The organism is Alphaproteobacteria bacterium (assembly GCA_020638555.1).
Lineage (GTDB): Bacteria > Pseudomonadota > Alphaproteobacteria > Bin95 > Bin95 > JACKII01.
The window spans coordinates 202,521-226,708 of record JACKII010000003.1; the positions used below are offsets into that span (position 1 = coordinate 202,521).

General features: G+C 68.1%; 23 protein-coding genes. 11 read left to right on the forward strand and 12 right to left on the reverse strand.

Annotated elements, in window-relative coordinates:
* The first annotated feature begins 98 nt into the window (after positions 1-98).
* Positions 99-1,112: an alpha/beta fold hydrolase gene (locus H6844_12505; GenBank protein ID MCB9930217.1), complete on the forward strand. Its 1,014-nt coding sequence runs from the start codon at positions 99-101 to the stop codon at positions 1,110-1,112.
* The gene (locus tag H6844_12510) at positions 1,109-2,476 is read left to right on the forward strand and encodes an MFS transporter (protein ID MCB9930218.1); all 1,368 of its coding nucleotides are present in this window, start codon (positions 1,109-1,111) and stop codon (positions 2,474-2,476) included. The genes H6844_12505 and H6844_12510 overlap by 4 nt, the downstream gene beginning before the upstream one ends.
* Before the next feature lie 206 nt (positions 2,477-2,682).
* Here the strand turns inward: H6844_12510 and H6844_12515 are convergent, their stop codons facing one another.
* Genes H6844_12515 through H6844_12525 form a run of 3 tightly spaced genes read right to left on the reverse strand, consistent with a single transcriptional unit; the run spans position 2,683 to position 5,199 of the window.
* A complete protein-coding gene (locus tag H6844_12515; GenBank protein ID MCB9930219.1) occupies positions 2,683-3,693 on the reverse strand; it encodes a membrane dipeptidase in 1,011 nt (336 codons plus the stop codon).
* A 41-nt stretch (positions 3,694-3,734) separates the two neighbouring features.
* Positions 3,735-4,304: a 16S rRNA (guanine(966)-N(2))-methyltransferase RsmD gene (gene rsmD / locus H6844_12520; protein MCB9930220.1), complete on the reverse strand. Its 570-nt coding sequence runs from the start codon at positions 4,302-4,304 to the stop codon at positions 3,735-3,737.
* Positions 4,305-4,326: 22 nt separating this feature from the next.
* Positions 4,327-5,199, reverse strand: a complete 873-nt coding sequence (locus tag H6844_12525) for a VOC family protein (protein MCB9930221.1) — start codon at positions 5,197-5,199, stop codon at positions 4,327-4,329.
* A gap of 179 nt (positions 5,200-5,378) precedes the next feature.
* Between H6844_12525 and H6844_12530 the strand changes: the two genes are divergently transcribed.
* Entirely contained in the window at positions 5,379-5,978 is a 600-nt protein-coding gene (locus H6844_12530) for a LysE family translocator (protein ID MCB9930222.1), read from the forward strand.
* A gap of 27 nt (positions 5,979-6,005) precedes the next feature.
* Positions 6,006-8,081, forward strand: coding sequence for a hydantoinase/oxoprolinase family protein (locus H6844_12535; GenBank protein ID MCB9930223.1), 2,076 nt, complete (start codon positions 6,006-6,008; stop codon positions 8,079-8,081).
* Positions 8,082-8,391: 310 nt separating this feature from the next.
* On the opposite strand, the gene H6844_12540 is transcribed toward H6844_12535, so the two are convergent.
* The gene (locus tag H6844_12540) at positions 8,392-9,552 is read right to left on the reverse strand and encodes an acyl-CoA dehydrogenase family protein (GenBank protein ID MCB9930224.1); all 1,161 of its coding nucleotides are present in this window, start codon (positions 9,550-9,552) and stop codon (positions 8,392-8,394) included.
* A gap of 211 nt (positions 9,553-9,763) precedes the next feature.
* Between H6844_12540 and H6844_12545 the strand changes: the two genes are divergently transcribed.
* The 3 genes from H6844_12545 to H6844_12555 all read left to right on the forward strand — a co-directional run bounded on the left by H6844_12545 (position 9,764) and on the right by H6844_12555 (position 11,581).
* Entirely contained in the window at positions 9,764-10,114 is a 351-nt protein-coding gene (locus H6844_12545) for a BrnT family toxin (GenBank protein MCB9930225.1), read from the forward strand.
* Positions 10,065-10,313 (forward strand): BrnA antitoxin family protein, encoded by a 249-nt coding sequence (locus H6844_12550; protein MCB9930226.1) that lies wholly within the window; start codon positions 10,065-10,067, stop codon positions 10,311-10,313. The genes H6844_12545 and H6844_12550 overlap by 50 nt, the downstream gene beginning before the upstream one ends.
* Positions 10,314-10,378: 65 nt before the next feature.
* Positions 10,379-11,581 carry an MFS transporter gene (locus H6844_12555; protein ID MCB9930227.1) on the forward strand — a complete coding sequence of 401 codons (1,203 nt, stop codon included), beginning with the start codon at positions 10,379-10,381 and terminating at the stop codon, positions 11,579-11,581.
* Here the strand turns inward: H6844_12555 and H6844_12560 are convergent.
* The 3 genes from H6844_12560 to H6844_12570 are packed head-to-tail and all read right to left on the reverse strand — an operon-like array spanning position 11,578 to position 14,166.
* Positions 11,578-12,012, reverse strand: coding sequence for an acyl-CoA thioesterase (locus tag H6844_12560; protein ID MCB9930228.1), 435 nt, complete (start codon positions 12,010-12,012; stop codon positions 11,578-11,580). The genes H6844_12555 and H6844_12560 overlap by 4 nt on opposite strands.
* An 8-nt stretch (positions 12,013-12,020) precedes the next feature.
* Positions 12,021-12,947: a hypothetical protein gene (locus H6844_12565; GenBank protein ID MCB9930229.1), complete on the reverse strand. Its 927-nt coding sequence runs from the start codon at positions 12,945-12,947 to the stop codon at positions 12,021-12,023.
* Positions 12,948-12,981: 34 nt separating this feature from the next.
* The gene (locus H6844_12570) at positions 12,982-14,166 is read right to left on the reverse strand and encodes an aminotransferase class V-fold PLP-dependent enzyme (GenBank protein MCB9930230.1); all 1,185 of its coding nucleotides are present in this window, start codon (positions 14,164-14,166) and stop codon (positions 12,982-12,984) included.
* A gap of 148 nt (positions 14,167-14,314) precedes the next feature.
* Between H6844_12570 and msrA the strand changes: the two genes are divergently transcribed.
* The 3 genes from msrA to H6844_12585 all read left to right on the forward strand — a co-directional run bounded on the left by msrA (position 14,315) and on the right by H6844_12585 (position 17,255).
* Positions 14,315-14,947 carry a peptide-methionine (S)-S-oxide reductase MsrA gene (gene msrA / locus H6844_12575; protein ID MCB9930231.1) on the forward strand — a complete coding sequence of 211 codons (633 nt, stop codon included), beginning with the start codon at positions 14,315-14,317 and terminating at the stop codon, positions 14,945-14,947.
* A 453-nt stretch (positions 14,948-15,400) separates the two neighbouring features.
* Positions 15,401-16,324, forward strand: coding sequence for a polysaccharide deacetylase family protein (locus H6844_12580; GenBank protein ID MCB9930232.1), 924 nt, complete (start codon positions 15,401-15,403; stop codon positions 16,322-16,324).
* Between the two features lies 1 nt (position 16,325).
* Positions 16,326-17,255 carry a polysaccharide deacetylase family protein gene (locus H6844_12585; protein ID MCB9930233.1) on the forward strand — a complete coding sequence of 310 codons (930 nt, stop codon included), beginning with the start codon at positions 16,326-16,328 and terminating at the stop codon, positions 17,253-17,255.
* Between the two features lie 50 nt (positions 17,256-17,305).
* Here the strand turns inward: H6844_12585 and H6844_12590 are convergent, their stop codons facing one another.
* The 5 genes from H6844_12590 to H6844_12610 all read right to left on the reverse strand — a co-directional run bounded on the left by H6844_12590 (position 17,306) and on the right by H6844_12610 (position 23,090).
* On the reverse strand, positions 17,306-17,956 hold the full coding sequence (locus H6844_12590; GenBank protein MCB9930234.1) for a cupin domain-containing protein: 651 nt from the start codon (positions 17,954-17,956) through the stop codon (positions 17,306-17,308).
* Positions 17,953-18,534 carry a sigma-70 family RNA polymerase sigma factor gene (locus H6844_12595; protein ID MCB9930235.1) on the reverse strand — a complete coding sequence of 194 codons (582 nt, stop codon included), beginning with the start codon at positions 18,532-18,534 and terminating at the stop codon, positions 17,953-17,955. Before H6844_12595 ends, H6844_12590 begins: the two co-directional genes overlap by 4 nt.
* 388 nt (positions 18,535-18,922) lie before the next feature.
* Positions 18,923-20,731: a CocE/NonD family hydrolase gene (locus tag H6844_12600; GenBank protein MCB9930236.1), complete on the reverse strand. Its 1,809-nt coding sequence runs from the start codon at positions 20,729-20,731 to the stop codon at positions 18,923-18,925.
* Between the two features lie 37 nt (positions 20,732-20,768).
* Complete coding sequence (locus H6844_12605) at positions 20,769-22,088, reverse strand: hypothetical protein (GenBank protein MCB9930237.1); 1,320 nt, start codon at positions 22,086-22,088, stop codon at positions 20,769-20,771.
* A gap of 78 nt (positions 22,089-22,166) precedes the next feature.
* Positions 22,167-23,090 carry a DMT family transporter gene (locus H6844_12610; protein ID MCB9930238.1) on the reverse strand — a complete coding sequence of 308 codons (924 nt, stop codon included), beginning with the start codon at positions 23,088-23,090 and terminating at the stop codon, positions 22,167-22,169.
* 218 nt (positions 23,091-23,308) lie between these two features.
* Between H6844_12610 and H6844_12615 the strand changes: the two genes are divergently transcribed.
* On the forward strand, positions 23,309-24,052 hold the full coding sequence (locus H6844_12615) for a sulfite exporter TauE/SafE family protein (GenBank protein ID MCB9930239.1): 744 nt from the start codon (positions 23,309-23,311) through the stop codon (positions 24,050-24,052).
* The last annotated feature ends 136 nt before the right edge of the window (positions 24,053-24,188 follow it).

Below are 24,188 nucleotides of genomic sequence, written 5' to 3' on the forward strand. Positions count from 1 at the left end.
GATTGCGCAACCGTGGTTGCCGCTTGCCGCAAAACCGCGCCATGATGGCCGCCCGCTTGGACCCGCCCAGACACGCCGCCAAAGACAAGCCCCCGCCCATGGTTGACTATCAGACCTTCCCGCTCGGCCCGACCGTGTTGCAGTCCGGCCTGACCGTGCCGAACCCGGTGCTGGCCTACAAGACCTATGGCCGGCTCAACGCCGACAAGAGCAACGCCATCGTCTACCCCACCAGCTATGGGGCGCAACACACCGACACGGAATGGCTGATCCGGCCCGGCGGCATTCTCGACCCCGAGACGCATTTCATCGTCATTCCCAACATGTTCGGCAACGGCCTCTCCACCTCGCCCAGCACGATCGAGCCGCCGCACGGCAAGGCGCGCTATCCCCACTTCACGCTCTGCGACAATGTCCGGGCCCAGCGCCGGCTGCTGAGCGAAGTGTTCGGCGTGGAGCGCATTGCGCTGGTCTATGGCTGGAGCATGGGGGCGCAACAGGCGCTGCACTGGGGCGCCCTGTTCCCGGACGCGGTGCAAAGCATCCTCGCCATTTGCGGCTCGGCCCGGACCGCGCCGCACAATTACGTGTTCCTGGAAGGCGTAAAGGCGGCGCTGACCGCCGATGCGGCCTGGTGCGGCACACATTTTCGCGAGAAGCCGGAGACCGGCCTGCGGGCCATGGGCCGGGTCTATGCCGGCTGGGGCATGAGCCAGGAATTCTACCGCGACGAGGTCTGGCGCCAGGCGGGCTTCACCTCGCTGGAGGATTATCTGGTGCGTTCGTGGGAGTGGAATTTCCTGCGCCGCGACGCCGACAACCTGCTGGCCATGCTCTGGAGCTGGCAGCACGCGGACATCAGCGCCAACGATCTGTACCAGGGCGATCTGGGGCGGGCGCTGGGGGCGATCTGGGCGCGCACGATCCTGATGCCGTCCGAGACCGACCTCTATTTCCGCGTCGAGGACAACCGGCGCGAGCTGAAACACCTGCCGAACGCCGAGTTGCGGCCGATCCCCTCGATCTGGGGCCACCGCGCCGGCAATCCCACCGACGTCCCGGCGGACCAGGCCTTTATCCGCCAGGCGGTGCGGGACCTGCTGGCGTCGTGAGCCTGCGCGACCGGCTGGCCATTCTTTGCATCGGCATCGGCACCGCCGTGGTGCCGCTCGATTCGGCCGTCAACATCGCGTTCCCGGACATCACCCGCGCCTTCGGCATCGAGATCCAGCAAATCCAGTGGGTGGTGATCGCCTATGTGCTGACCCACACCAGCCTGATGCTGTTCTGCGGCCGCATCGGCGACCGCATCGGCCGGCGGCTGGTGTTCTCCGCCGGCCTGGTCTGGAGCACGGGGGCGTTCGTCGTCCTGACGCTCGCCCCCAGCTTCGAATGGCTGCTGGCCGCGCGCGTCGCCCAGGGCATCGGCGCGGCCCTGGTCGGGTCCTGCGGGCCGGCGCTCATCACCGGCCTGGCGGGCGAGGAACGCCGGGCGCGCATGCTGGGGCTTTTTATGCTGATGTTCGGCATCGCCATGGCGTTGGGGCCGTCGGTCGGCGGCCTCATGGTCGCGTGGGTCGGCTGGCCCGGCGTCTATGGGATGCGCGTGCCACTCTGCCTGATCGCGCTGGCCCTGGTCTGGAGCCTGCCGGCGCGCACGGCGGAACAGCGGGCCGCGGCGGCCGATACGCCAATGAACGTCGCCGGCGCGCTGCTGCTGGCGGCGGCGATGGCCGCCCTGCTCTTTACCGTCAACCGGCTACAGGTCGCCGGCAGCAACCCGGTTCTGCCGGCGGGGCTGGCCGGGCTCACGGCGGTGATGGTGGCGCTGCTGCTGCGCCACGAGAGCCGCTCGCCGGCGCCGATCCTGCCGCTCTACCTGTTTCGCCGGGCGGCGTTTTCCGGCGTGGTGGTGGCCAATATGGCGGTGGCGTTCGCCGGCTTCGCGGTCATGCTGATCGTGCCCTATTTCCTCGCCCGGCTGACGGCGCTGGAGGTGACGGTCGCCGGGCTGGTGCTCGCCTGCTCGCCGCTCGGCACCGCCGTGGTGAGCCTGGTGGCAGGACGGCTGGTGGAGCGCCTCGGCGCCCGCCGCACCGCGGGGCTCGCGGCCGGTGCGACGGCACTCGGCCTTGCCGGCATCGGCTGCTGGCCCGCCTTCCCCGGCGTCGTCGCCATGATCGTGCCGCTGTTCCTGGCCGGCGCCGGCATGGGCCTGTTCCTGATCTCCAGCATGGACGTGATCACCGGCACCATGCGGCTGGAGGAGCGCGGCGTCGCCGGCAGCCTCGCCCAGGTGAGCCGCACCGTCGGCGTCATGACCGCCGCCAGCCTGCTGAGCCTCGCCTTCGCGACGCTCGGCGGCGGCCAGGGCGCCACCGACGCCGCCTTCCTGAAGGCGTTCGGCACGGTGTTCCTGGCGGCGGCGGTGCTGCCGGCGCTGGTGGCGCTAGCCATGGCGCGGGGCGGGCGGTAGGCGGGGCCTCCCAGGCGCGGGCGCCATTTTGAGGGAGAACGCAGCGGCCATCTTTCTCCCCCACTCCCGCGGAAGCGGGAGCCTATGCCTGAGAGCGTCTCACAAGCTGCATTCCCCGTGAGAGGCTCTCAGGCATGGACCCCGGGTCAAGCCCGGGGCAGGGATGGAACAAAGTCCGCCGTCCGTCCCACCACCCCAAAGGCCCGTTAAGCCCCCCAGATCTCGCCCAGCTTGCGCCGGACGTTCTCGCCCAGATAGCCGCGGATCTGCGCTTCCGGCCAGCCGTGCTTGACCAGCGCCTCGGTCACTTTCGGCAGGTCGCGGTGGCTGCGCACCTCGGCCAGATAGCGCTCGGGGATGGCCTCGCCGAAAATCTTGTTGAAGGTGTTGATGCCCTCCCAGCGACGCGGCGGCGTGCGCTCGAAGGCGATTTTCGGCAGGTCCGCGCCGGTGGCGAGATCGGTGCCGAAGCCCAGATTCTCCGGCCCGGCCAGGTTCGCCAGATAGTCCACATGGCGCAGATAGTCGTCGATGCCCGGCTTGCGCGCCGCATCGCCGTCCCAGTTCATCGGGCCATAAATGCTGGCGCCGATATAGCCACCCTTGGCCACCAGCGCCCGGATCAGGTCGTCCGGCTTGTTGCGGGCCAGCGGGCTCAACACATGGGCGTTGGCGTGGGTGACGAGACAGGGCTTCTCGCTTGCCTCGATCGCGTCCATGGCGGTGCGATAGCCGACATGGGAAAGGTCGATGGCAATGCCGAGCCGGTTCATCTCCCTCACGACGTCGCGGCCATAGGTGGTGAGGCCCGCCCCTTCCGGCTCCAGGCAACCGTCGCCCAGCATGTTGCGGTAGTTGTAGGTGAGCTGCATGACGCGCAGGCCCAGCTTGTGGAACAGGTGCAACCGCTCGATCCGGTCGGCGATGGGCCGCGTGTTCTGCCAGCCGAGCACCGCGCCGATCTTGCCCGCCGCGCGGGCGTGGTCGAAGTCGGCGACCGTCTCGATCTGGAGCCAGTCGGAGTCCGGCGCGTTGAAGCGCTCCTGCCAGCGGGCGACCTCCTGGCAGGCCTGCTCGAAATCGCATTCGAAATGGCAGGCGGTCACCTGGATGGCGTCGATCTGGCCGGCGCGCAGATCGTCCGGCCAGCCATCGGCATGGTAGACGAGGCTGTCGATCACCAAAGCGTCTTGGTGCAGGGCGGCGGCATCGGTCATGGAAAACGTCTCTTGGATGGGTCGGAAGGGTATCGCCAACCCTAACCCGCTTCGTCCGCCTGCAACAGCCACAGCCGGGTCGCGCCATAGCGCTGGTCGTGCCGCAGCGTGAACCCCTCGGGCACGGCGATAGCGCGCTTCGCCGGCGCCTCGACCGAGACCAGGCCGCCGGTGCGGACGCTGCCGGACCGGGCCAGCGCCTGCAACACAGGCTCATAGAGATCAGAGGCATAGGGCGGGTCGAAGAACACCAGGTCGAACGGCCCCGCCGGCAGCCCCACCGGCAGGTGCGAGGCGAGGAAGGTGCAGCGCTCGGCCACGCCCAGCACCCGGGCGTTGTCGCGGGCGAGGCGCAGGCTGGCGGGCGCGGCATCCACCAGGGTGGCGTGCGCCGCGCCGCGCGAGAGCGCCTCGAACGCCAGCGCGCCGGTGCCGCAGCAGAGGTCGAGCACGCGGGCGCCGGCCAGGATCGAGCCGCCGTCGGCGCCGAAGCCGCCATGGGCCAGCCGGTTGAACAGGGCTTCCCGCACCCGCTCGGCCGTCGGCCGCACGGCGAGGCCCGGCGGCACCGCCAGCTTGCGGCCGCGCAACGCGCCGCCGGTCAGGCGCAGAACGTGGGACGGAGCGCTCACCCTATTGCCGGATCCAGCCGGCGCCCCAGAGATTCACCGTGCGCTCCGTGTGCGGCCAGGTGCGGGGCCCCATCTCGCGCGGCAGATGCTCCAGTTCGGCGGAGAGTTCGATGCGGTCGCCGTTCGGGTCCTCGAACATGAAGAACAGGTTGTTGCCGGGGCCGTGCCGGCCCGGCCCCCAGACCACCGGGATTTCCAGATTGGCCAGATGATCGCCCCAGTCGCGGAAATCCATCCAGCCACCGGTCTCATAGGCGTGGTGGTCGGGTTTGGAGTGGCTCGCCTGGAAGGCCGCGAAGCAGTGGTGCTCGGGGTCGGTGCGCCAGAAGGCGACGCGCTTCGACCCCTCGTCCGCCTCGTCCAGCAGCACATAATCCGAGGCGACGAAGCCCAGACCCTGTTCATAAAACGCGATCATCGGCGCCAGGTTCGGCGTCGCAACGACCACGTGTTGCAGCCGGGCCTCATAGGCGCGGGCGGGAATGGCGTTGGCGGCCTTGGGGCTCGGCAGGCCGGGCCGGGGCAGGCCGAACACGTTCAGCCAACCGTCCGGGTCGCGCACCGCCACTGCATCCGCGCCGAACGCCGCCGCCGGCGAGGGCTCGGTGGCGAGCCCCTGGGCCTGGACATAGGCGCGAACCTCGGCCAGTTGCCGGGCGTTCTGCAGGCGATAGGCGTGATAGGTGCGACCGCCGCGCTTGCCCTTGCCGACGATCTGGCGACGGCCAGGCGCCTGCAACAGGAAGTCCTCGCCGAAGCCGTGCACCTCGAAACCCAGGGCGCGGGCATAGAAATCGGCCAGCGCCTTGGGGGCGTCGCTCTCCAGGCGCATATGGTCCAATTGCGCCGGCCAGATCGGCGAGGCGGAAGGCATGGCGAAGGCTCCTCGGCATAGGGAGTAAAGGCCCGGCGACCATGCCCGAAACGCGGGCGCCTGTCATCCGTCTCGCCCGTATTGGGCGCGGCGGAGCGATTGGCGGCCTTGCGCCCGCCGCTGCTTCCTGCACAACTCGGACCGTTCCTTGCGATCCTCCAACTCGGCGCCCGCTGCCCATGGCCCAAGACCCCCTGCTGTTGCTCGGCCCCGTCACCTGGTATGTGTTCGTCATGGCGGCGACGCCAGGGCCGAACAACGCCATGCTGACGGCCAGCGGCATGAATTTCGGCCTGGCCCGCACCTGGCCGCACATTGCCGGCATCACCTTCGGTTTGACGCTGCTGATGCTGCTCTGCGGCCTGGGCCTCGGCACCGTGTTTGCGACCTGGCCGGAGGCGCAGACGGCGCTGGCGGTCGCGGGCTCGCTCTACCTGCTCTATCTCGCCTGGCGCGTCGCCACCGCCGACGCGCCGCGGGCGGCGGAGGAAGCGCGGCCGCTGCGTTTCGTCGAGGCCTTCGGCTTCCAGTTCCTGAACCCGAAGGGCTGGGTGGCCTCGCTGACCGCCGTGCCGCTGATGCCGGCGCTGGGCTCCGTGCCGGAGCAGGCCGCGGTCCTGGCGGGGCTGGCGATGGCGACGACCCTGCCCAGCACCGCCGTCTGGGCGCTGTTCGGCGTCGGCATCGCCCGGCTGTTCCAGCGGCCGGCCGTCCGGCGGTCGATCAATGCACTTTTGGCGATCTTGTTGATCGCCATGATTCCGTTCATGTTCCGTTAGTTCCGTCCCGCCGCCGATTGTCCGCCCATGACCACCGACCCAGCCCGCCTCGCCGTCGACATCGGCGGTACGTTCACCGATGTCGTGCTCGAACACGGATCGCGCCAGTTCACCACCAAGGTGCTGACCACGCCGGACGCGCCCGAACGCGGCGTGCTGGAAGGGGTGGCGCGGGCCATGACCGAAGCCGGTCTGGCGCCGCCCCAGGTGGGCCTGCTGATCCACGGCACAACCCTCGCCACCAACGCGCTGATCGAGCGCAAGGGCGCCAAGACCGCCCTCGTCACCACCGAAGGCCATCGCGACGCGGTGGAGATGGCGCTGGAAAACCGGTTCGAGCAATACGACATCAATATCGACCGCCCGGCGCCATTGGTGCCGCGCTATCTGCGCTGGCCGGTGGCCGAGCGGCTGAACGTGCAGGGCCAGCCCCTGCTGCCGCTGGACGAGGCCTCGGTCGCGGCGCTGTTCCCGCTGATCGAGAAGCACGCCATCGAGGCGCTGGCGGTGGGCCTGCTGCACGCCTACGCCAACCCCGCCCACGAGGAGCGGGTGCGCGACCGGATTGCGGCGCGCTTCCCGGACCTCGCCATTTCGCTCTCCAGCGAGGTGGCGCCGGAAATCCGCGAGTATGAGCGCCAGTCGACCACCTGCGCCAACGCCTATGTGCAGCCGAAAATGGCCCGCTATCTGCAAGCACTGGATGCGGAGTTGCAGGCACAGGGCTTCCGCTGCCCCTTCCTGCTGATGACGTCCGGCGGCGGCCTCACCGACCTGGCGACGGCGGTCAAGTTCCCGATCCGGCTGGTGGAGAGCGGCCCCGCCGGCGGCGCGATCCTGGCGGCCCGCATCGCCGAGGAACTGGGGCTGGACCGGGTGGTCAGCTACGACATGGGCGGCACCACGGCGAAAATCTGCCTGATCGACGATTATCAACCGCTCGCGACGCGCACGTTCGAGGTGGCGCGCGCCTACCGCAACCTGAAGGGCTCGGGCCTGCCGGTGAAGATCCCCGCGATCGAGATGGTGGAGATCGGCGCCGGCGGCGGCTCCATCGCGTCGGTGGACGCGCTCGGTCGGGTCGCGGTCGGGCCGGAAAGCGCCGGCTCGCAGCCGGGCCCGGCCTGCTATGACCAGGGCGGCAGCCGCGCCGCCGTGACCGACGCCGACCTGGTGCTGGGCAAGATCGACCCCGCGGCGTTCGCCGGCGGCTCGGTCAAGCTGGCGCCGGAGAAGGCGGGCGAGGCGCTGGAGCGCACCATCGGCCGGCCGCTCGGCATGGACGCGCCGCTCGCCGCCTTTGCCGTGGCGGAGATCGTCGACGAGAACATGGCCAACGCCGCCCGCGTCCACGCGGTCGAGTGGGGCAAGGACATCGCCGCCCGCGCCATGATCGCCTTCGGCGGTGCCGCCCCGCTGCACGCCGCCCGCCTGGCCGAGAAGCTGAATCTCAGCCACGTGATCGTGCCGGCCGGCGCCGGCGTCGGCTCGGCGGTCGGCTTCCTGCGCGCGCCGATCAGCTATGAGGTGGTGCGCAGCCGCTATATGCGGCTCGACCAATTCGACGCCGCGGCGGCGAACGAGTTGCTGGGCACGATGCTGGCGGAGGCGACCGCCATCGTCCGCCTGGGCGCGCCGGAGGCGGACCTGACCGAGACCCGCATGGCCTTCATGCGCTATGTCGGCCAGGGCCACGAAATCACCGTGCCGCTGCCGGCCCGCGCCCTGGAGGCCGGCGACGCGGCGACCCTGCGCGCGGCGTTCGAGGACGCTTACCGTGCACTCTACGGCCAGACCGTGCCGGGCCAGGAGCCGGAAATCCTGAGCTGGACGCTGACCGTGGCCTCGCCGGCGGTCTCGTCGCAGGTGAGCGAAGCGGTTGCCGGCGGCGGAGAGGCCGGCGAGCCGGTCGGCACGCGCCGGCTGTTCGACAGCAACGCCCAGGCCTTTGTCGAGGCCGCGGTCTGGCGCCGCGAGAGTCTGGGCGACGGCGAGGCCAAGGGGCCGGCCCTGATCGTCGAGGACCAGACAACCACCGTGGTCCCGGACGGCTTCACCGCCCGGGTCGGCCAGGGCGGCGCCCTGGTGCTGACGCGGGAGTAGGCGCAGGCAAACGCCGCGGCAGGCCCCGGCTCATGGCCGGGGCACAGGATGATAGAGGATCTTGTTCCCCGGACGGGGCGGAGCGCCGATCCAGGGAACACAAAGCCTGACATTCGGTGTTTCTCGGCCGCCGCGGAGCGGTGTGCCGGGATCGGTTGCTCTCGCGAACACGGGCAGTGGTAGTGTTCGAAGGATGACACTGGCCCCGGATGGCGGCTCCGCCACCTCCGGGGAACACAATCCTGACATTCGGTGCACCCCGGCGCACCGCTCCGCAATGGCCGGGGTGCACAGCGCTGGGCGGGAAGCGCTACCGCAAGCCCAACTGCCGCGCGACGATGCCCTTCAGCACCTCGTTGGTGCCGCCGCGGATCGTGCTCGACGGGATGTGCAGGATGCCGTCGCGCAGGGTGGAGTGATAGGCGCTCATGCCCTGGGTCGTCGGCGCGCCGGCCGAGAGGCCGCGCACTCCCTCGATGATCTCGCGCTCGAACCGGGTGCCGACCTCCTTGACCAGCGCCGCCTCGGTCTCCGGCGACTGGCCTTCCTGTAGCAGCGCCGAGACGCCGAGCGACATGCGCCGGAGCGTCCGCAGCCGCGCCACCAACTGGCCGAAGGCGAGGCGGATGCGGTCGTCGTCCGTCGCCTGCATGGCGCGGACGGCTTCCTCCAGGATGATGGTGGTGGACAGGAAGCGCTCGGGCCCCGAACGCTCGATGGCCAGTTCGCCGGTCACCTGCTTCCAGCCATCGCCCTCATTGCCGAGCATGGCGTCATCCGGCACGAACACGTCCTGGAACACGGTCTCGTTGAAATGGCTTTCGTTGGCGATGTTCTTGATGCCGCGCACGCTGATGCCCGGCGTCGACAGGTCGACCAGGAATTGCGACAGGCCGCGGTGCTTCTGGCCGTCCTGAACCGGCGTGGTGCGGACCAGGGCGATCATGTAGTGGCAGATATGCGCGCCCGACGACCAGATTTTGGCGCCGTTGATCTTCCAGCCGCCGTCCACCTTTTCCGCCCGCGTGCGCACGCTGGCGAGATCGGAGCCGGAGCCCGGCTCGCTCATGCCGATGGCGAAATAGCACTCGCCGGCGGCGATGCGGGGCAGGATGCTCGTCTTCTGCTCCTCGGTGCCATAGCGCAGCAGCAAGGGGCCGCTCTGCCGGTCGGCCACCCAGTGGGCACCGACGGGAGCACCGGCCGAGACCAGTTCCTCGGTGATGACATAGCGGTGCAGCATGGTCTTCTCGTGGCCGCCATACGCCTTGGGCCAGGTCACCGCCAGATAGCCGCGCTGGCCCAGCTTGCGGCTGAATTCCGGCGACAGGCCCGAGCCCCAGCAGTCGGCAATCGGCGTGAAGCCGCCGCTTGCCCGCTCGGCCCGGAGGAAGCCGCGAATATCCTGGCGCAGCGCCTCCACATCGTCGGGGAACGCCATTTTCGGAAAGCGGAAGCCTTGTCCGGCCATCGGTCAAAAGACCCTTTTCGCTAGAGAACCATCGGAAACCGCACTATGCCGGGATGGGGAGCGAAAGGCAATCGAGGGGTGGTGGAAGGTGGCAGCGCCGGTTGACAAATGTACATTTTTATGATACACAATTGCCATTACCTCCTGACATTTGTTAGATTAGCATTTCATCATGCATTTAATAATTTCCAAGAAGGGATTATAAGTTGCAATGAATTTCGAATGGGATGAAGAAAAGCGTTATGCAATACTGAACGAAAGAGGCGTTGATATTCTGGAAGCCGCGCTGATTTTCGAAGGACCGGTTTTGACACGCATCGACGACCGCAGCGATTATGGTGAGGAGCGTTGGATTTCACTCGGTCTGGTCGATGGTGAACCCTATGATGGTGAACCCTATACGGTCGTTCACACAGAGCGGCAGGAAACCACCCGCCTGATCACAGCCTGGAAAGGAGGTCGCCGTGACCTCAAGAAATATCAAGACAGCATCGCTCGCCGAAATCCGGGCGATGAAGGACCGGGGGGAACTTCGCACGAAGAACCCCCGGATCGAGGATGACCTTCTGCCCGACGAATTCTGGGAGGCCGCCGACGCTGTCTCTCGGGCGGAGAAAAAATCCGTCCATTTGAAGCTGGATGCGGAGGTGTTCGCCTTCTTCAAGGCCGGCGGCAAAGGGCATCTGACCCGCATGCAAAATGTGCTGACGGCCTATGTTCGCGCCCACCAGACCAGGGCCTCTCAGGCGCGGGACACCTAATCCGCCCGTTCTGCCGCTGCCGCCACACCACCGCTTCCGGTTTCGATCGTCGATAGCATCATGAAATGACCACCTCCGAACCCGAACGCGGCTACTGGCTGGCCGTTGCCGTCATGACCGGCATGCAGGCGGCCTCGGCGCTGGCCTATCTGACCCTGCCGGTGATCGCCTCCAGCGCCGCGGCGAGCTTCGGCGTCTCGGCAGGCCTGGTCGGGCTCTACACCGGGCTGGCGTTTTTCGGCTCGGCCGTCGCCACCCTGCTGACCGCCGGCATCTCGCCGCGGGTGGGCGCGGTGCGGATGTGCCAGTGGGCGACGCTGGCAAACGCGGCCGGCCTGCTCTGCCTGTTGCCGGCAGAGCCATGGCTGCTGCCGCTGGCAGCCCTGCTGGTCGGGGCCGGCTATGGGCCGATGAACCCGGCCGGCTCCTTTCTGCTGGCGCGGGTGGTGCCGCCGCAGCGGCTGGGCCTGGTGTTCTCCATCAAGCAGACCTGCGTGCCGATCGGCTATGGCCTGGCCGGGCTGGTGCTGCCGGCGGTGGTGCTGGCGGCGGGTTGGCAGGGCGCCGTCCTGGTTTCGACCGGGTTGGTGCTGGCGACGGCGCTGGCGGCCCAGGCGTTCCGCACCCGCCTCGACCGGGCGCGCGGCGAGGGCTCGCCGTTTCGCTGGCAGACCCTGCTGGCGCCGATGCGGCTGGTGGCGCACCATGCGGGCCTCCGGCGCATGGCCATCTGCTCGCTGGTGTTTTCCGGCGTGCAACTGGGCGTCGCCTCGTTCCTGGTGGTCTATCTGCACGAGGTGGTCGGCCTGAGCCTGGCCGCGGCGGGCAGCGTGCTGGCCATCGCCAATGTCGCCGCCGTCGCCGGCCGCATCGGCTGGGGCTGGGTCGCCGACCGGGTCCCGGCGCGCTGGGTGCTGGGCGGGCTGGGCTTTGGCATGGCTGCCAGCGTCGCACTGATCCTGAGCGTCGACCTGGCCTGGCCATTCGCGCTGGTGGCGGCGCTCGGCATCGCCCTCGGCGCCACGGCCATCGGCTGGAATGGCGTGTTCCTGGCCGAGACCGCCCGCCAATCCCCTGCCGACCGGGTCAGCGAGGCGACCGCCGGCGTCATGGTCATCACCTTTCTCGGCTCGGTGATCGGCCCGCCGCTGCTCTCCGGCCTGCTGGCGCTGACGGCGTCCTATGCGGCCGGCTTCCTGCTGCTGGCCGCCGCGGCGCTGGCCATGGGGCTGGTCTTCTTCCTGCCAGGCCGCACCAAGACCCGCTAGGGCAGCAAACCCGCCAACCGCTCGCGCATTTGCGGGCCGATGGGCGCGCTCCGGCCGTCGGCCCGGTTGACCATGACGCAGGTGGAGGTGGCGATGCAGCCATGCTCGCGAAAGACGCCATGCGCCGTGGTGAGCGAGCTGGTGCCGATGCGGATCAACCGGGTGCCGACCCGCACCTTGCCGGGCCAGAAGCTCTCCAGAAGGTAGTTCACGGTCAGATTGGCGAGAATGGCCTGGAACACCTCGCCCTCCAACCCCTCGGCGGTCGCGCCGATCACCTCGCGGTCGAACATCAGGCGGCCGGTCTCCACATAGGCGGCGATGGCGACATTGTTGACGTGGCCGGCCTGGTCGGTGTCGCAGAAGCGCACCACGTCGTCGGCCCAGTGGGAATAGAGAGACGGATCGGTCGGGTCCGGGAGCGCGCTCATGGACGGTATCACCTCTGGCCCAGGCGGAAGGCGGGACGGGGCGGCACGAAGCTCTGCCGCAGGGTGCGGCCGCGCTCCTTGGTGCGCGTGGCGCGGGCCACCTCGCGCAGGCGATCGGCCAGACGGTCGAAACAGGCGGGCAGGTCGGCCTCGTCCAGCGGCAGGTCGCGGCGGAAGGCCGGGTCGGCGACGGCCTCGTCCATGACGATCTGCAGGAAATCCAGGCCCTTGGGCTCGCTGACCGCGAAGGAGAGATGGATTGAGGGTCCCTCCGTCGCCAGCGCGTCGTGGAAGCGACCGCGCGGCAGATACAGCACGTCGCCGGGCCGGGTGACGATTTCCGCCTCGACCTTGCCCTTCTGGCGCTCGATCTCCGGCTTCGGCATGCCGGTGAAGCGGGCGTGGATCACCGGCGCCTCGATCTGGCCTTCGTAAATGCGCCAGCGCTTCTCGCCCAGGGTCTGGATGGCGAACACGTCGGCGCGGTCGAAATGGCTGTCGAAGGCCTGGTGGTTCCGCTGCGAGATATAGGCGTTGCAGGAGCATTTGGCGCCCAGCCCCTCGGCAAAGACGTCGACCAGGCCGCGCACGTCCGGCTCCAGCGTCTCCATCTCGTTCAGCACCAGCGAGGCGCCGCGGGCCAGATGCCGTTCCACCAGCGCCGGCACCGGCACCATTTGCGGCTGGCCGGTGCGGTCGACCCGCTGGCGGCAGAACGCCGGCGCCGGCACCGGCTGGGTGTCCTGCACCAAGAGCAAATTCTGGTGGTTCCAGACCTCCATGTTCAACAGACGGTTGAGGCTCTCCCAATCCAGCGTCGCGCCCACCTTCTGCGGCGAGCCCTCGATGTGGAGCCAGTTGCGGCCGCGGTATTCTTCCAGAAAGCGCAGCACCGGGAAGGGTGCCAACAGGTCGGCAAAGGTTTGAATCGGCACGTGCGCTTTCCTTGTCGTTGGGCGGACCGGTCGTCTAGGTCGCGACGGTGGACGCCAGATAATCCACGGCCGCACTGACACCGCCCTTGCCAATGGGCACCTGGCAAACCTGCAACGCCGCCTCGACCCCGCCGAGAGCGCCGATGATCATCGGCTCGTTCAGGTCGCCCATATGGCCGATGCGGAACACCCGGCCGGTCAGGTCGCCGAGCGAGCCGCCCATGGCGACGCGGAAGGTCTCGCGGGCGGTGTTGCGGACGGTCTCGGAGTTCATGCCTTCCGGCGTGCGGACGACCGTCAGGCTGTCGGCCCGCGCCTCCGGCGGCAGGATGTTGAATTCCAGCGCACCCGGCTGGCACCACACCTCCACCGCCTTGCGCACGGCGTCGGCGAGGCGATGGTGGCGGGCAAAAACCTGCGGCCAGCCCTCTTCCTCCAGCATGTTCAGCGACTCGGCGAGGCCGAACACCAGATGCTCCGGCGCGGTGCCGCAAAACCGGCTGTAGCTCTCGGTCTTCAGGCGCTGTGGCCAGCTGAAATATTCCATCTGGCTGCGGCTCTCGAAACTGGCGGCGAGCGCCTTCTCGCTGACCGCGCAAATGCCCAGGCCCGGCGGCAGCATCAGCCCCTTCTGCGAGGCGGCGATGACCACGTCCACACCCCAGTCGCGCATCGGCAGCGGCACGCAGCCGAACGAGGCGATGGCGTCGCAGATCAGCAGTGCCGGGTGGCCGGCGGCATCCATGGCCGCACGGATCGCCTTCATGTCCGAGTGCGCGCCGGTGGCGGTCTCCACATGCACGGCCAGCACGCCCTTGATGCGGTGCGCCTTGTCCCGGGTCAGGCAATCCTCGATCACCGCCGGGTCGATGGGATGGCGCCAGCTTCCCGGCACCCGGATCACCTCCAGGCCCAGCCGTTCGGCCATGTCGCCCCAGACCCGGCCGAAGCGCCCCACCTCCGGCAACAGCACGGCGTCGCCGGGCGAGAAGCAGTTGACGAACGTGCCTTCCCAGCCGCCATGACCGCTGGAGGTATAGAGAAACACCTCGGAATCGGTCTGGAACACCCGCTTCAGGTCCTCGAACAGGCGCAGGGCAACCTCCACGAATTCCGGGCTGGCGAAATCGATTGCCGGGCGGTGCATGGCGTTCAGCAGCCGGTCCGGAATGTTGGTGGGACCGGGCGTGTGCAGGAATTCGCGGCCGCGCTTGACCATTGGGGAAGCATCCCGTGGAGAGGTTCCGATAGTCTCTTCCCTGCCAGCAATTCGCCACAGGGGCAAGCGCTCGGCTCTGGCGTTTCGGCCGCAGAGAGGCCACATTGGCCGATGACAGGCGACCAGACCCCAGCAGGAGGCCGACCCGATGCGCTTTCTCGACGAAATTTTCGGCTCCAAGACCGTGACCCCCGACCGTTTCCCCCATGCGGAAAAGGACATTCCGCCGGGGCCGGACGGTGCGCTGCAAACCGCCGTTCTCGGCGGCGGCTGCTTCTGGTGCACCGAGGCGGTCTATCTGCAACTGGACGGCGTGGAGAAGGTGGTGAGCGGCTATGCCGGCGGCGACGCCTCGACCGCCGACTATCAGACCGTCTGCACCGGCATGACCAAGCATGCGGAGGTGGTGGAGGTCACGTTCGACCCGCGCAAGATCACCTATGGCGAGATCCTGAAAGTGTTCTTCGCCATCGCCCACGACCCGACGCAGTTGAACCGCCAGGGCAACGATGTCGGCCCGCAATACCGCTCCGCCATCTTCTATGCCGACCTGGAGCAGAAGGCGGTGGCCGAGGCCTATATCCGCCAGGTGTCGGAGGCGAAGGTGTTCGACCAGCCGGTGGTGACGACGCTGGAGCCGCTGGACGAATTCTTCCCCGGCGAGGCCTATCACCAGAACTACGCCGCCAACAATCCGTTCCAGCCCTACATCGCCTATTTCGCCGCGCCGAAGGTGGAGAAGGTGAAGAAGGCCTATGCGGGACGGCTGAAGGCGGAGTAGAGGGGCCGGCTCCCCCTCCCGAAAGAGGTCCCGGCCCTCCGCGCTCCGCGCTCCGGCCGGGAAAGCTGACTTGGATCTTTCCGGGACGGCACCGCCGATCCACCAAATCGAGCTTTCCCGGACGGCACCGCCGATCCGGGACCCCGAGCCAGGGCGGGCTCCCCCTCCCCAAAAGAGGTCCCGGCCCTGCGCGCTCCGCGCTCCGGCCGGGAAAGCTGACTTGGATCTTTCCGCGACGGAACAGCCGATCCACCAAATCGAGCTTTCCCGGACGGCACCGCCGATCCGGGACCCCGAGCCGGGGCGGACTCCCCCTCCCGAAAGAGGTCCCGGCCCTGCGCGCTCCGCGCTCCGGTCGGGAAAGCCCGCCTCCGCCACCTCCAAAGCAGGAGGTGCAAACCCCGGCACTTGCGCTAAACTCCTCCGCACCCGCCCCGCCCGGAGACCGCCCGCATGGAACCCGACCGCTTTCCCTACAGCCCCATTGTCGACCGCCCCAAGCTCCGCTGGCCGAAGGGCGAGCGGGTGGCGGTCTGGGTGCTGCCGAATGTCGAGCATTACGAGTACCAGCCGGTGCACCAGAACGTGCGCAACCCCTGGCCGCGCTCGCCGCACCCGGACATTTTCGGCTATGGCGACAAGGATTACGGCAACCGGGTCGGCTTCTGGCGCATGACCGACCTGATGGACAAGCACGACATCACCTGCACCGTCTCGCTCAACTTCTCCGTGATCGAGCATTATCCGGAGATTTTCGAGGCGATGGAGGCTCGCAACTACGACTATCTCTGCCACGGCATCTACAACACCCGCTATCTCTGGAACCTGCCCAAAGACGAAGAGCGCGCGGTGATCCGGGATTGCGTCGAGACCCTGCGCAAGGCGACCGGCAAGCAACTGGCCGGCTGGTTCGGGCCGGCGGCGAGCTTCACCGTCAACACGCCGGACCTGGTGGCCGAACTCGGCATGAAATACACGTCCGACTGGTATCACGACGACCAGCCCTTCCCGATCAAGACGCGCACGCTGCCGGCTTCCGGCAAGCCGTTGATTACCGTGCCCTATTCCATGGATATCAACGACGCCATCGAATACCGCTACCACACCGAGGGCGAGGAATTCGCCCAGATGATCATGGACCATTTCGACACCGTCTATCGCGAGGGCGAACAGAGCGGCCGGGTGATGGCGATCGCGCTGCACCCCTATCTCTACGGCACACCGCACCGCATCCGCTTCCTCGACAAGGCGCTCAGCTACATCAAGGGCCATTCGGACGTGTGGTGGGCGACGGGCTCGGAGATCGCGGACCATTATCTCGAACACTGCCTGCCAGAGGTTCAGGCCCACCTCGCCCGGCAAGAGAAGGCCGCCTGACATGAGCGAAGCATCGAAACTGCCCCAGACCGTCCGCTTCCGCACCGGCCGCGGCTACGACCATCCGCATTTCGAATGGAGCCCCCTGCCCACCCGCCCCGCCGTCGCGTGGCCGGACGGCGCCCGCGTGGCGTGGTGCGTCTATCTCTATCTGGAATATCTGGAACTGGACCCGCCGGCCGGCAGCGTCCGCGATCCGCGCTATGGCGGCGCGCTGGGCTCGCACTTCCCCGACTATCTGAACTACTCGCACCGCGAGCACGGCAACCGGGTCGGCTTCTGGCGGGTGCTGGAGGTGCTGGACAAGCACGGCATCAAGGCAACCGTGCCGGTCAACGCTATGCTGGCCGAACGCTATCCGCGCATGGTCGAAGAATGCGTGAAGCGCGGCTGGGAGATCGCGGGCCACGGTGTCTCGGCCACGCAGATGCTGACCTCGGCCATGGACGAGGCCGAGGAGCGCTCGACCATCGCCCGCTGCCTCGACGCCGTCGAACGGGCGGCGGGCACGCGCCCGGTCGGCTGGTTCGGACAGGATTTCTCGGAAAGCGCCCGCACGCCGGCGCTGCTGGCGGAGGCGGGCCTGCGCTATGTCGCCGATTTTCCGAACGACGACACGCCCTACCCGACCGCGCACAGCGGGCTGCTGGCCATGCCGAACCAGGCGGAATGGGACGACACCCAGTTGATGGCGGTGCGCCGCCTGATGCCGTGGCGCTGGCGCGACGTGGTCTGCGAGGCGTTCGACTACCTGTATGGCGAGGCCCATCCGGCCGGCTCGGTGATGACACTCGCCATCCATCCCTGGCTGCTGGGCCAGGCGCACCGGATCAAATACCTGGATCAGGCGCTGGCGAAGATGACGGCCTACCCGGATGTCTGGCAGGCGAGCGCGGCGGAGGTTGCGGCACACCGCACGGGCACCGCCTGACCCCCCCCCGTCCCGCCGGGGCGGCGGGGTGCCGCCGGGCGGGTGTTGGCCTAAACGCGGGGAGTGGGCGGCATCGCCCGCCGACCGCTGAAAAGCGGCGGGCCGTCGCTGGCGATCAGGCACACCGTTGGCGCATCGCGTCCGGCGGTTGCTGCATGCGTCACCGTTTCGTCCGCCACCGCCAGATCGCCGCGACCGAAGACGTGGTCGCCTTCGGCAATGGTTCCGGCCAGCACCAGCATGAGTTCCAGGCCGCTATGGCCGTGTTCGGGAACGAACGCCCCGGCGGGCAGGTACAACAACCGCGCCCGGGCCGCATCCGCGGTATCGAGGATGCGATGGCGCAGTCCGCCGGCCAGGGGCCGCCAGCGCACCCCCTCCAGGGTGCGCCCCACATATTCGCAGAGCGGCTTGGGAAACGTCATCCCGTCGGATGGCTCCCGCCACGGGGCAGGCGCGGATTCCCGCGGTAGCGGCGCCTTGATCCGGTCCCGACACCGCGCCAACGCGCCATCGGTCAGGGATACGGGCGTCAGAGCCTGCAACGCGAAGCCGCCGACACCGTTCAAATGGGCCTCGTAATCACGGCACCGCTGGCACAATGTCAGGTGGGTGGCGACCACGACCCCCCAGGATTCCCCCAGACGCCCCGAAACATAATCCAAAAGCAATTCATCTTTAACATGATGACGGATCGTCATTGAAACTCCCCGTATGCCTCCGCGTCCAAGCTCTCTCCGATCTTTTTCAAGGCCAGTCTGATCCGAGACTTGACCGTTCCGAGCGGCAATCCCAGCTTGCAGGCGATGGCCGAATGCGGCTGGTCCTCATAGAAGGACAGCATTACCACATCTCGCTGCACTTTTGGCAATTGGTTAATGGCTTGCCGCAATGCGGCCGCATTTTCTATTTGCCGCAACGCCGCATCCGGCTGCCCTTCGCCGTGCGGGGCCAACGCCAGATCCTCGCAACCCGGTTCCGGGCGCTTCTCGCGCCGCAGCCGGTCGATGCGCAGATTGCGGGCAATGGTGAACAGCCAGGTCGATACCGCTGCCTTGCTGGGATCGTACAGCTCCGCCTTGTGCCACGCGGTTACCATCGTGTCCTGGGCGATTTCCTCCGCCGCGGCCGGTTCGGCGCCGCCGCGCATGGCATAGGCTTTCACGCGAGGCGCGAAATGGCGAAACAAGCGCGCAAACGCGTCTTCGTCATGGCGCTCGGCAATCGCGACCAGATCGTCTTCCCATCCCCCTAGTTTACAGTCTGAAACCTGCTGCATGAGCAGTGACAGCTCCTCGTTAAACTATCGGCCAACCGCAGAACCCTATCGAGGGACCGAGAGAACCCGCCTCGTTGGCCAGCACGGACGCCCCAACCGCCAAGATTTTCAACACGTTTGTCGTTACATACACGCCAAGCCCGATCAGAAAGTGCGGGCGGCCAACTTGGCATCTACCAAGTCGCTACTGGCAAAAATCTCAGCCACTCTGCTCTTGTATCTTTGACGCCCACAACCTGATAAGCGGCGCATCTTGGATACCCACAACCTGATAGCAGGTCTGTCTCACTTAGGCTATTGGTATATTCACTTAGTTTCATTATCCGAGTAGATCTGGAATTGGCCTTTCATTACAATGGCCTTGCCCACCTTTTGCCCAACCGGGCTTTCATCCGGGTAGTGCTATCGTCAATTCTATGTACGATGGTAGCCCATCATCATGGTGCACCGTGTTCCGGGCGGTGCGGATATCCGCCTCTCCATCCGCCGCCAGCAGCACATGGCCGCTATTGGTGTTGCGGGCCCGGCGCGGGAAATTGCTGGAGACGATATCCACCTGCAGGCGGTGCCCGGCCGGAATCGTCGCCCGGATGTCGCCCAGGTCGATGACGATCTCACAGACCTCGCCCGGCGCCAGCCGCCGCGGCCGGGTGCGGGCGGGATGGCGGACGCTGTCGCGGAACATCGCGCGGGTGACGCCGTCCATCAGCAGCAGCGCCGTGCCGTCCGGCAACACCTCGTTCAGCTTGGCGATGAAGTCGGTGTCGGGACAGTCGGAGCCCGCGTGCAGGGTCACGCGCACCGGGCCGGAGAGCGTCATCGGCTCGGCCAGCGGCTCGCCGGTATAGATCAGGCCATAGTCCGGGCGCTGCTGCGCCGGGCGCTGGTCCATGCGGCCGTTGCCGATCAGCATGTTGCGCCCGCCGAGCGTCGGGTTCGGCCGGCGCGGGTCGTAGACATAGGTCCGCGGCCCGCCCGCCGGCACAGCGCCCAATCCACCGTCGCCGGTCAGATAGAGCCGCCGGGCCTCCACGCCCGCCGGCGGCCAGGTGGCCGAATGCAGCCAGTCGTCGGCCTTGTAGCCGGCCCGGTCCGCCACGAAGGCGCGGGGCGAGAAATGCACTGCCGGCTCGTCGATCAGGGCTGCCGGCTCGTCTTTCAGATAATGGCCGAACCATTCGAAAAACGGGTCGCGGGTCCAGAATTGGGACTCGTAGATGAAGTAATGGTCGTTCGGACCGATCCAGAGCTTTTGCGTGCCGGTGCGGGCCTGAACCTCCCGGAAGGCGGCCAGGACGCTGGTCAGGAAAATGTCGTACCAGCTGGTGGCGTGGAAGCCCGGAATGGCGATGGTCTTGCGGAAATCGTGGCCGTTGCGGAAGGCGTCCGGCGCCGGATGGCTCAGCAAGGCGTTCAGGAAAGGCTGCCAGGCCGAAAAATCCGGATAGTCGAGGAGCGGCAGGCGCAGCCAATCGGCATTGTCGACAAAGGGCGGCTCGGCCCGGCTCGCCGCCTCCAGCCGCGTGTAGGTCTCGCCGGCGCGCCGGTGCGCCGCGGCCATGCCGGCCTCGTCCAGGCCCGAAAGGCGCATGGCCCGGCGCTTGTGGCTTTCGGACAGGCCGGGAATGTTCTTCGACACCCAGAGCCAGAGCCGCTCCATCTCGATCGACTGGCCCTCGCAGACCACGTCGTTGTAGATGCTGGAGCCGCCGACCTGGGCCCAGTACGCCTTCAGCGCCGGATGCCCCTGGCTTGCTGCCGCCAGGGTGGTGGTCGCGCCCGCGGACGAGCCGGCCATGCCGATACGGCCATTGCACCAGGGCTGTTCCGCGATCCAGTCGAGCGTGTCGTAGCCGTCCTCCGCATCGTCGCAATAGACCCGGTCCTCGCCCTCGGAGGCGTAGCGGCCGCGGGTGTCCTGATAGACACAGACATAGCCGCGTCCCGTGATCGCCTGCCAGCCGCGCAGGATCGAGCCGCGCAGCGGCTGGGCCGGGTCCGGCAGCCAGCCATGGGCCGGGTCGGTGGTGTGCCGCCCCTGGGGCTGGGTGATGCCGTAGGGCGTGCGCGCCAGGATCACCGGCCACGGCCCCTCCCCCGCCGGCAGGAACACCAGCGTGTTGAGGCGCACGCCGTCGCGCATCTCGACGAAGGCCTGAAGTCCGCGGACTCCCGCCGCCATTTCCACCACCGTCATCACCCGATCTCCTTCCCGGTCGCCATCCGGACCATCGTCACGCCTCCACAAACCAGCCGAGCCGCCGCAGCCGCCAGCCGCTCACCAGGGTTTCCATCGCATAGGACAGCGTCCAGGCGGCCACGCCCAGCAGCGCACCGTTCCAATCCGGATGGGCCAGGCTGATGGCGCCGGCGATCACGGCGGTGGCGATCCGCAGCAGACCGCCGGCGGCCAGGAAGCCGGTGGTGCGCGCCTTGGCCAGCAGGCCGCGGAACAGCGCCGCCGTGCTCCAGAACGCCGCCATCAGGAAGGCGATGCCCAGGGCCGGCTCGCAATAGGCGGCCAGTTCCGGCGTCAGGCCCATGACGCTCCCCAGGATCGTGTCGCGCACGGGCGTGCGGAAAAGCACCAGCGCCAGCAGGGTGAACAGCGCGACCAGGTGGCCGGTGAACACCAGCATCACCCGCACGTCCTCGCGCCGCGCCACCAGGGTCTGCGCCGTCTGGGCCAGGTTGCGCATCGGCCCCATCAGCAGCGACACCAGCCCGTGCACCACGCCGAAGGCGGCGATGGCCAGTTCGGCCTCGTTCAGGCGGCCCAGATACAGGTTGATGGCGAAGATCACCCCCATCTCCGCCGAGGAATTGATGATCAGCGGCCAGGAAAACCGCCAATAGCCCCGCAGCGTGTCCCGGGTCTGGCGCACCGCCGGCATGCGCATCAACAGGCGCCAGGCAAAGGCCCAGGCGAACACGGTCTCGGACGCCATGCACATCACCAGCGCCAGCGCGCCGACCGCCGCACCGTCCAGCACCAGCGGCAACACCGCCAGCCAGACCGCCAGCGAGCCGAGCCGGATCAGGGTGCTGAACGTGATGATGAGGGTGCGCCGGTTCAGCATCAGCAACGCAAAGGCCGTGCCGCGGGCCAGCAGCACCGGCGGGCTCAGCGCCAGCATGCCCATGGCGAGCCGCGCCTCCCATTGGCCCTGTTCGGTCAGCCCGAACCAGTGGCCGAACACCCGGTTGCCGAGATCGGAAAAGACCAGCACCAGCACGAGCGCCAGCGACGGGCTCAGCAGCAGCGCCGTGAACCCCACCAGCCGCCACACGTCCGCCCGCGACTTCAGGTAGGAGAGGCAGAGCAGCATCACCACCTCGGTCGCGCTGGTGATGGCGAAATAGAAGGTGAAGGCGGCGTTGAAGGCCGCGAGCGTCGTGCTGGGGGTCTCGGTCCGGGCCAGAAAGGCGTGAATGGCCGATTTCGAGATCATGTTGAGCTCGACCATCAGCACCAGCGGGAAGAAAAACGCGTAATTGTCCCGCAACCGCAGGCCCGGCCGCTGCGGCGTCTCCGTGTCCGTGGCTGGGGGCATCAAAGGGCGGGTTCCGTTTCGTCGGCTTTGGGCAAGAGGCGGGCGCTGGGGCGCATTTTCCGGCGGCACCGCAACAATCTACGCCTTTGTCCGCTCCGGCAAGGCCTGCGCGGCACGCGGCGCACGCACCGGGATCAGGGTCATCGCGATGGAGAGCACGATGCAGGCGAGCGCCACCACGATCTGCCAACTCAAAGGCTCGCCCAGCAGCGCCACGGACGAGAGCACGCCCACCACCGGCGCGGTCAGGGTGGAGATCGCCGCCACCGTCGCCGGCAGCCGGCCCAGCAGCACGGTCCACAACAGGTAGCAGACCACCATGGGGCCGAGAATGTGATAGGCGAGCGTCAGCAGCACCGGCAGGCTGGGAATGTGCTGGTCCGCCGGCGGCTCGAAGGCGAACACCAACGGCCAGGCCAGCACGCTCGCGATCACGAAGAACCAGGCGGCGAGCGCCATCGGCCCCAGCGTCCAGGCGCGCAGTTTCAGCACGATATTGCCGACGGCCCAGGAGAACGCGCCGGCGAACATGATCGCCGGGCCGGCGGGGTCGTTCACCAGTGCCGCGAAATTGCGCGACGCCAGCACCGCCAGCCCGGCCATGCCGACGGCAATGGCGGCCACCAGGCGCCAGTTCAGCCGCTCGCCCAGGAAGATCACCGCCAGCACCGCCGTGATCGCCGGCATGGTGTAGGCGATGATCGCGGCCTTCGAGGCGTCGGTATAGACCTGGGCGAAGGTCGACAGCATGTTGAAACCGAAAATCAGGAACAGGCTGGCGAGCGCGATCCACGGCAGTTCGCGGCGCGGCGGCAGCAACCGCTGGCCGCTGGCCTTGACAATGAGGGCCAGCAGCAGCGCCGCCGACGGAAAGGCCAGCGCCCGGATGGTCACGGGCGGCAGTTCGGTCAGCATGAACTTCACCGCCGGCCAGTTCAGACCCCACAGCACCCCCATCAGGAGCACCATCAGGATCGAACTCGTGCTGGTCCGCGTGGTCACAATCGCACCGCCGTTGCTGGTGAAGGGGACGGGGTTTGCCGTCGGCCGCACACGATGGACGAAAGCACCGCTACCGGAAAGCGGCGTTTCCACCCTTCGGCGATCTGCGGCGCGATTGCGGCTGGCCTCCAGGGCAGGCCCCGCCTAGGGTCGGGGCCTCTCACCGGCAGGGCGCCCCCCGCACTCCGGCCCTCCCGCACACCACCGAAGCCGGCTGCATGACCTTCGCATTCGTCGCCTATATCGTCGCCGGCGCCTTTCTCGGTGGGTTTATCAACGGGCTGGCGGGGTTCGGCACCGCCCTGTTCGCGCTCGGCCTGTTGTTGCAGGTGCTGACCCCGGTGCAGGCGGTGGCGATTTGCGTCGTGCTCTCGGTGGTCGGCGGCATTCCGGGCCTGATCGTGGTGCGTCATCACCTGGAATGGCGGCGGCTGGTGCGGTTCCTGCTGCCGGCCTTTGTCGGCATTCCCATCGGCGTGGCCTTGCTGGCCGTGGTGGACGCGCGGGCGCTGAAGCTGATCACCGCGGCCTTCCTGCTGTTCTACGGCGCCTATTTCGTCCTCCGCCGCGACCTGCCCAAGGTGGAGGGCGAATTCCCGCTGGTCGACGCTGCGGTCGGCTTCGCCGGCGGCGTGCTGGGCGGGCTCGCCAGCCTCTCCGGCGTGTTGCCGACGGTCTGGGCCTCGCTCCGCCCCTGGCCGAAGCTGCGCACCCGCGCCGTGCTGCAACCCTTCAACGTCGCCATCCTGGCCAGCACCGCCGTCGTGCTGGCGGCCCAGGGCGCCTACACCCGACCGGTTGGACTGGCGCTGCTGGTGGCGATCCCGACAACGGTGGTCGCCTCGCAGATCGGCATTCGCATTTTCCAGCGCCTGAGCGACGCCCGGTTCCGCCGGCTGCTGATCGCGCTGATCGTCGTCTCCGGTATCGGCATTCTGGTCAAGGAGTTGCTGCTCGCCTAAGGCCGGCGGCGTTGGTCGTCGACGCCCGCTCCCGCTTCCCCGGCCCCGCGCCGGGGTCTCTGGCGGGGGGCGCCTCACCGAAGCCGGACTTCGGGGGACGCGCGGGTTTCGCTTGGTTTCGCCGCCGATGCTTGTC

What these genes read in the sequence shown, in the direction of transcription:
- H6844_12540 (MCB9930224.1), bottom strand. Translation starts at nt 9,552, where the DNA reads ATGGCCGGACAAGGCTTCCGCTTTCCGAAAATGGCGTTCCCCGACGAT.
- H6844_12535 (MCB9930223.1), top strand. Translation starts at nt 6,006, where the DNA reads ATGACCACCGACCCAGCCCGCCTCGCCGTCGACATCGGCGGTACGTTC.
- H6844_12515 (MCB9930219.1), bottom strand. Translation starts at nt 3,693, where the DNA reads ATGACCGATGCCGCCGCCCTGCACCAAGACGCTTTGGTGATCGACAGC.
- H6844_12615 (MCB9930239.1), top strand. Translation starts at nt 23,309, where the DNA reads ATGACCTTCGCATTCGTCGCCTATATCGTCGCCGGCGCCTTTCTCGGT.
- H6844_12585 (MCB9930233.1), top strand. Translation starts at nt 16,326, where the DNA reads ATGAGCGAAGCATCGAAACTGCCCCAGACCGTCCGCTTCCGCACCGGC.
- H6844_12525 (MCB9930221.1), bottom strand. Translation starts at nt 5,199, where the DNA reads ATGCCTTCCGCCTCGCCGATCTGGCCGGCGCAATTGGACCATATGCGC.
- H6844_12555 (MCB9930227.1), top strand. Translation starts at nt 10,379, where the DNA reads ATGACCACCTCCGAACCCGAACGCGGCTACTGGCTGGCCGTTGCCGTC.
- H6844_12605 (MCB9930237.1), bottom strand. Translation starts at nt 22,088, where the DNA reads ATGCCCCCAGCCACGGACACGGAGACGCCGCAGCGGCCGGGCCTGCGG.
- H6844_12505 (MCB9930217.1), top strand. Translation starts at nt 99, where the DNA reads ATGGTTGACTATCAGACCTTCCCGCTCGGCCCGACCGTGTTGCAGTCC.
- H6844_12570 (MCB9930230.1), bottom strand. Translation starts at nt 14,166, where the DNA reads ATGGTCAAGCGCGGCCGCGAATTCCTGCACACGCCCGGTCCCACCAAC.
- H6844_12580 (MCB9930232.1), top strand. Translation starts at nt 15,401, where the DNA reads ATGGAACCCGACCGCTTTCCCTACAGCCCCATTGTCGACCGCCCCAAG.
- H6844_12590 (MCB9930234.1), bottom strand. Translation starts at nt 17,956, where the DNA reads ATGACGATCCGTCATCATGTTAAAGATGAATTGCTTTTGGATTATGTT.
- H6844_12550 (MCB9930226.1), top strand. Translation starts at nt 10,065, where the DNA reads ATGAAGGACCGGGGGGAACTTCGCACGAAGAACCCCCGGATCGAGGAT.
- H6844_12545 (MCB9930225.1), top strand. Translation starts at nt 9,764, where the DNA reads ATGAATTTCGAATGGGATGAAGAAAAGCGTTATGCAATACTGAACGAA.
- H6844_12595 (MCB9930235.1), bottom strand. Translation starts at nt 18,534, where the DNA reads ATGCAGCAGGTTTCAGACTGTAAACTAGGGGGATGGGAAGACGATCTG.
- H6844_12600 (MCB9930236.1), bottom strand. Translation starts at nt 20,731, where the DNA reads ATGACGGTGGTGGAAATGGCGGCGGGAGTCCGCGGACTTCAGGCCTTC.
- H6844_12560 (MCB9930228.1), bottom strand. Translation starts at nt 12,012, where the DNA reads ATGAGCGCGCTCCCGGACCCGACCGATCCGTCTCTCTATTCCCACTGG.
- msrA (MCB9930231.1), top strand. Translation starts at nt 14,315, where the DNA reads ATGCGCTTTCTCGACGAAATTTTCGGCTCCAAGACCGTGACCCCCGAC.
- H6844_12530 (MCB9930222.1), top strand. Translation starts at nt 5,379, where the DNA reads ATGGCCCAAGACCCCCTGCTGTTGCTCGGCCCCGTCACCTGGTATGTG.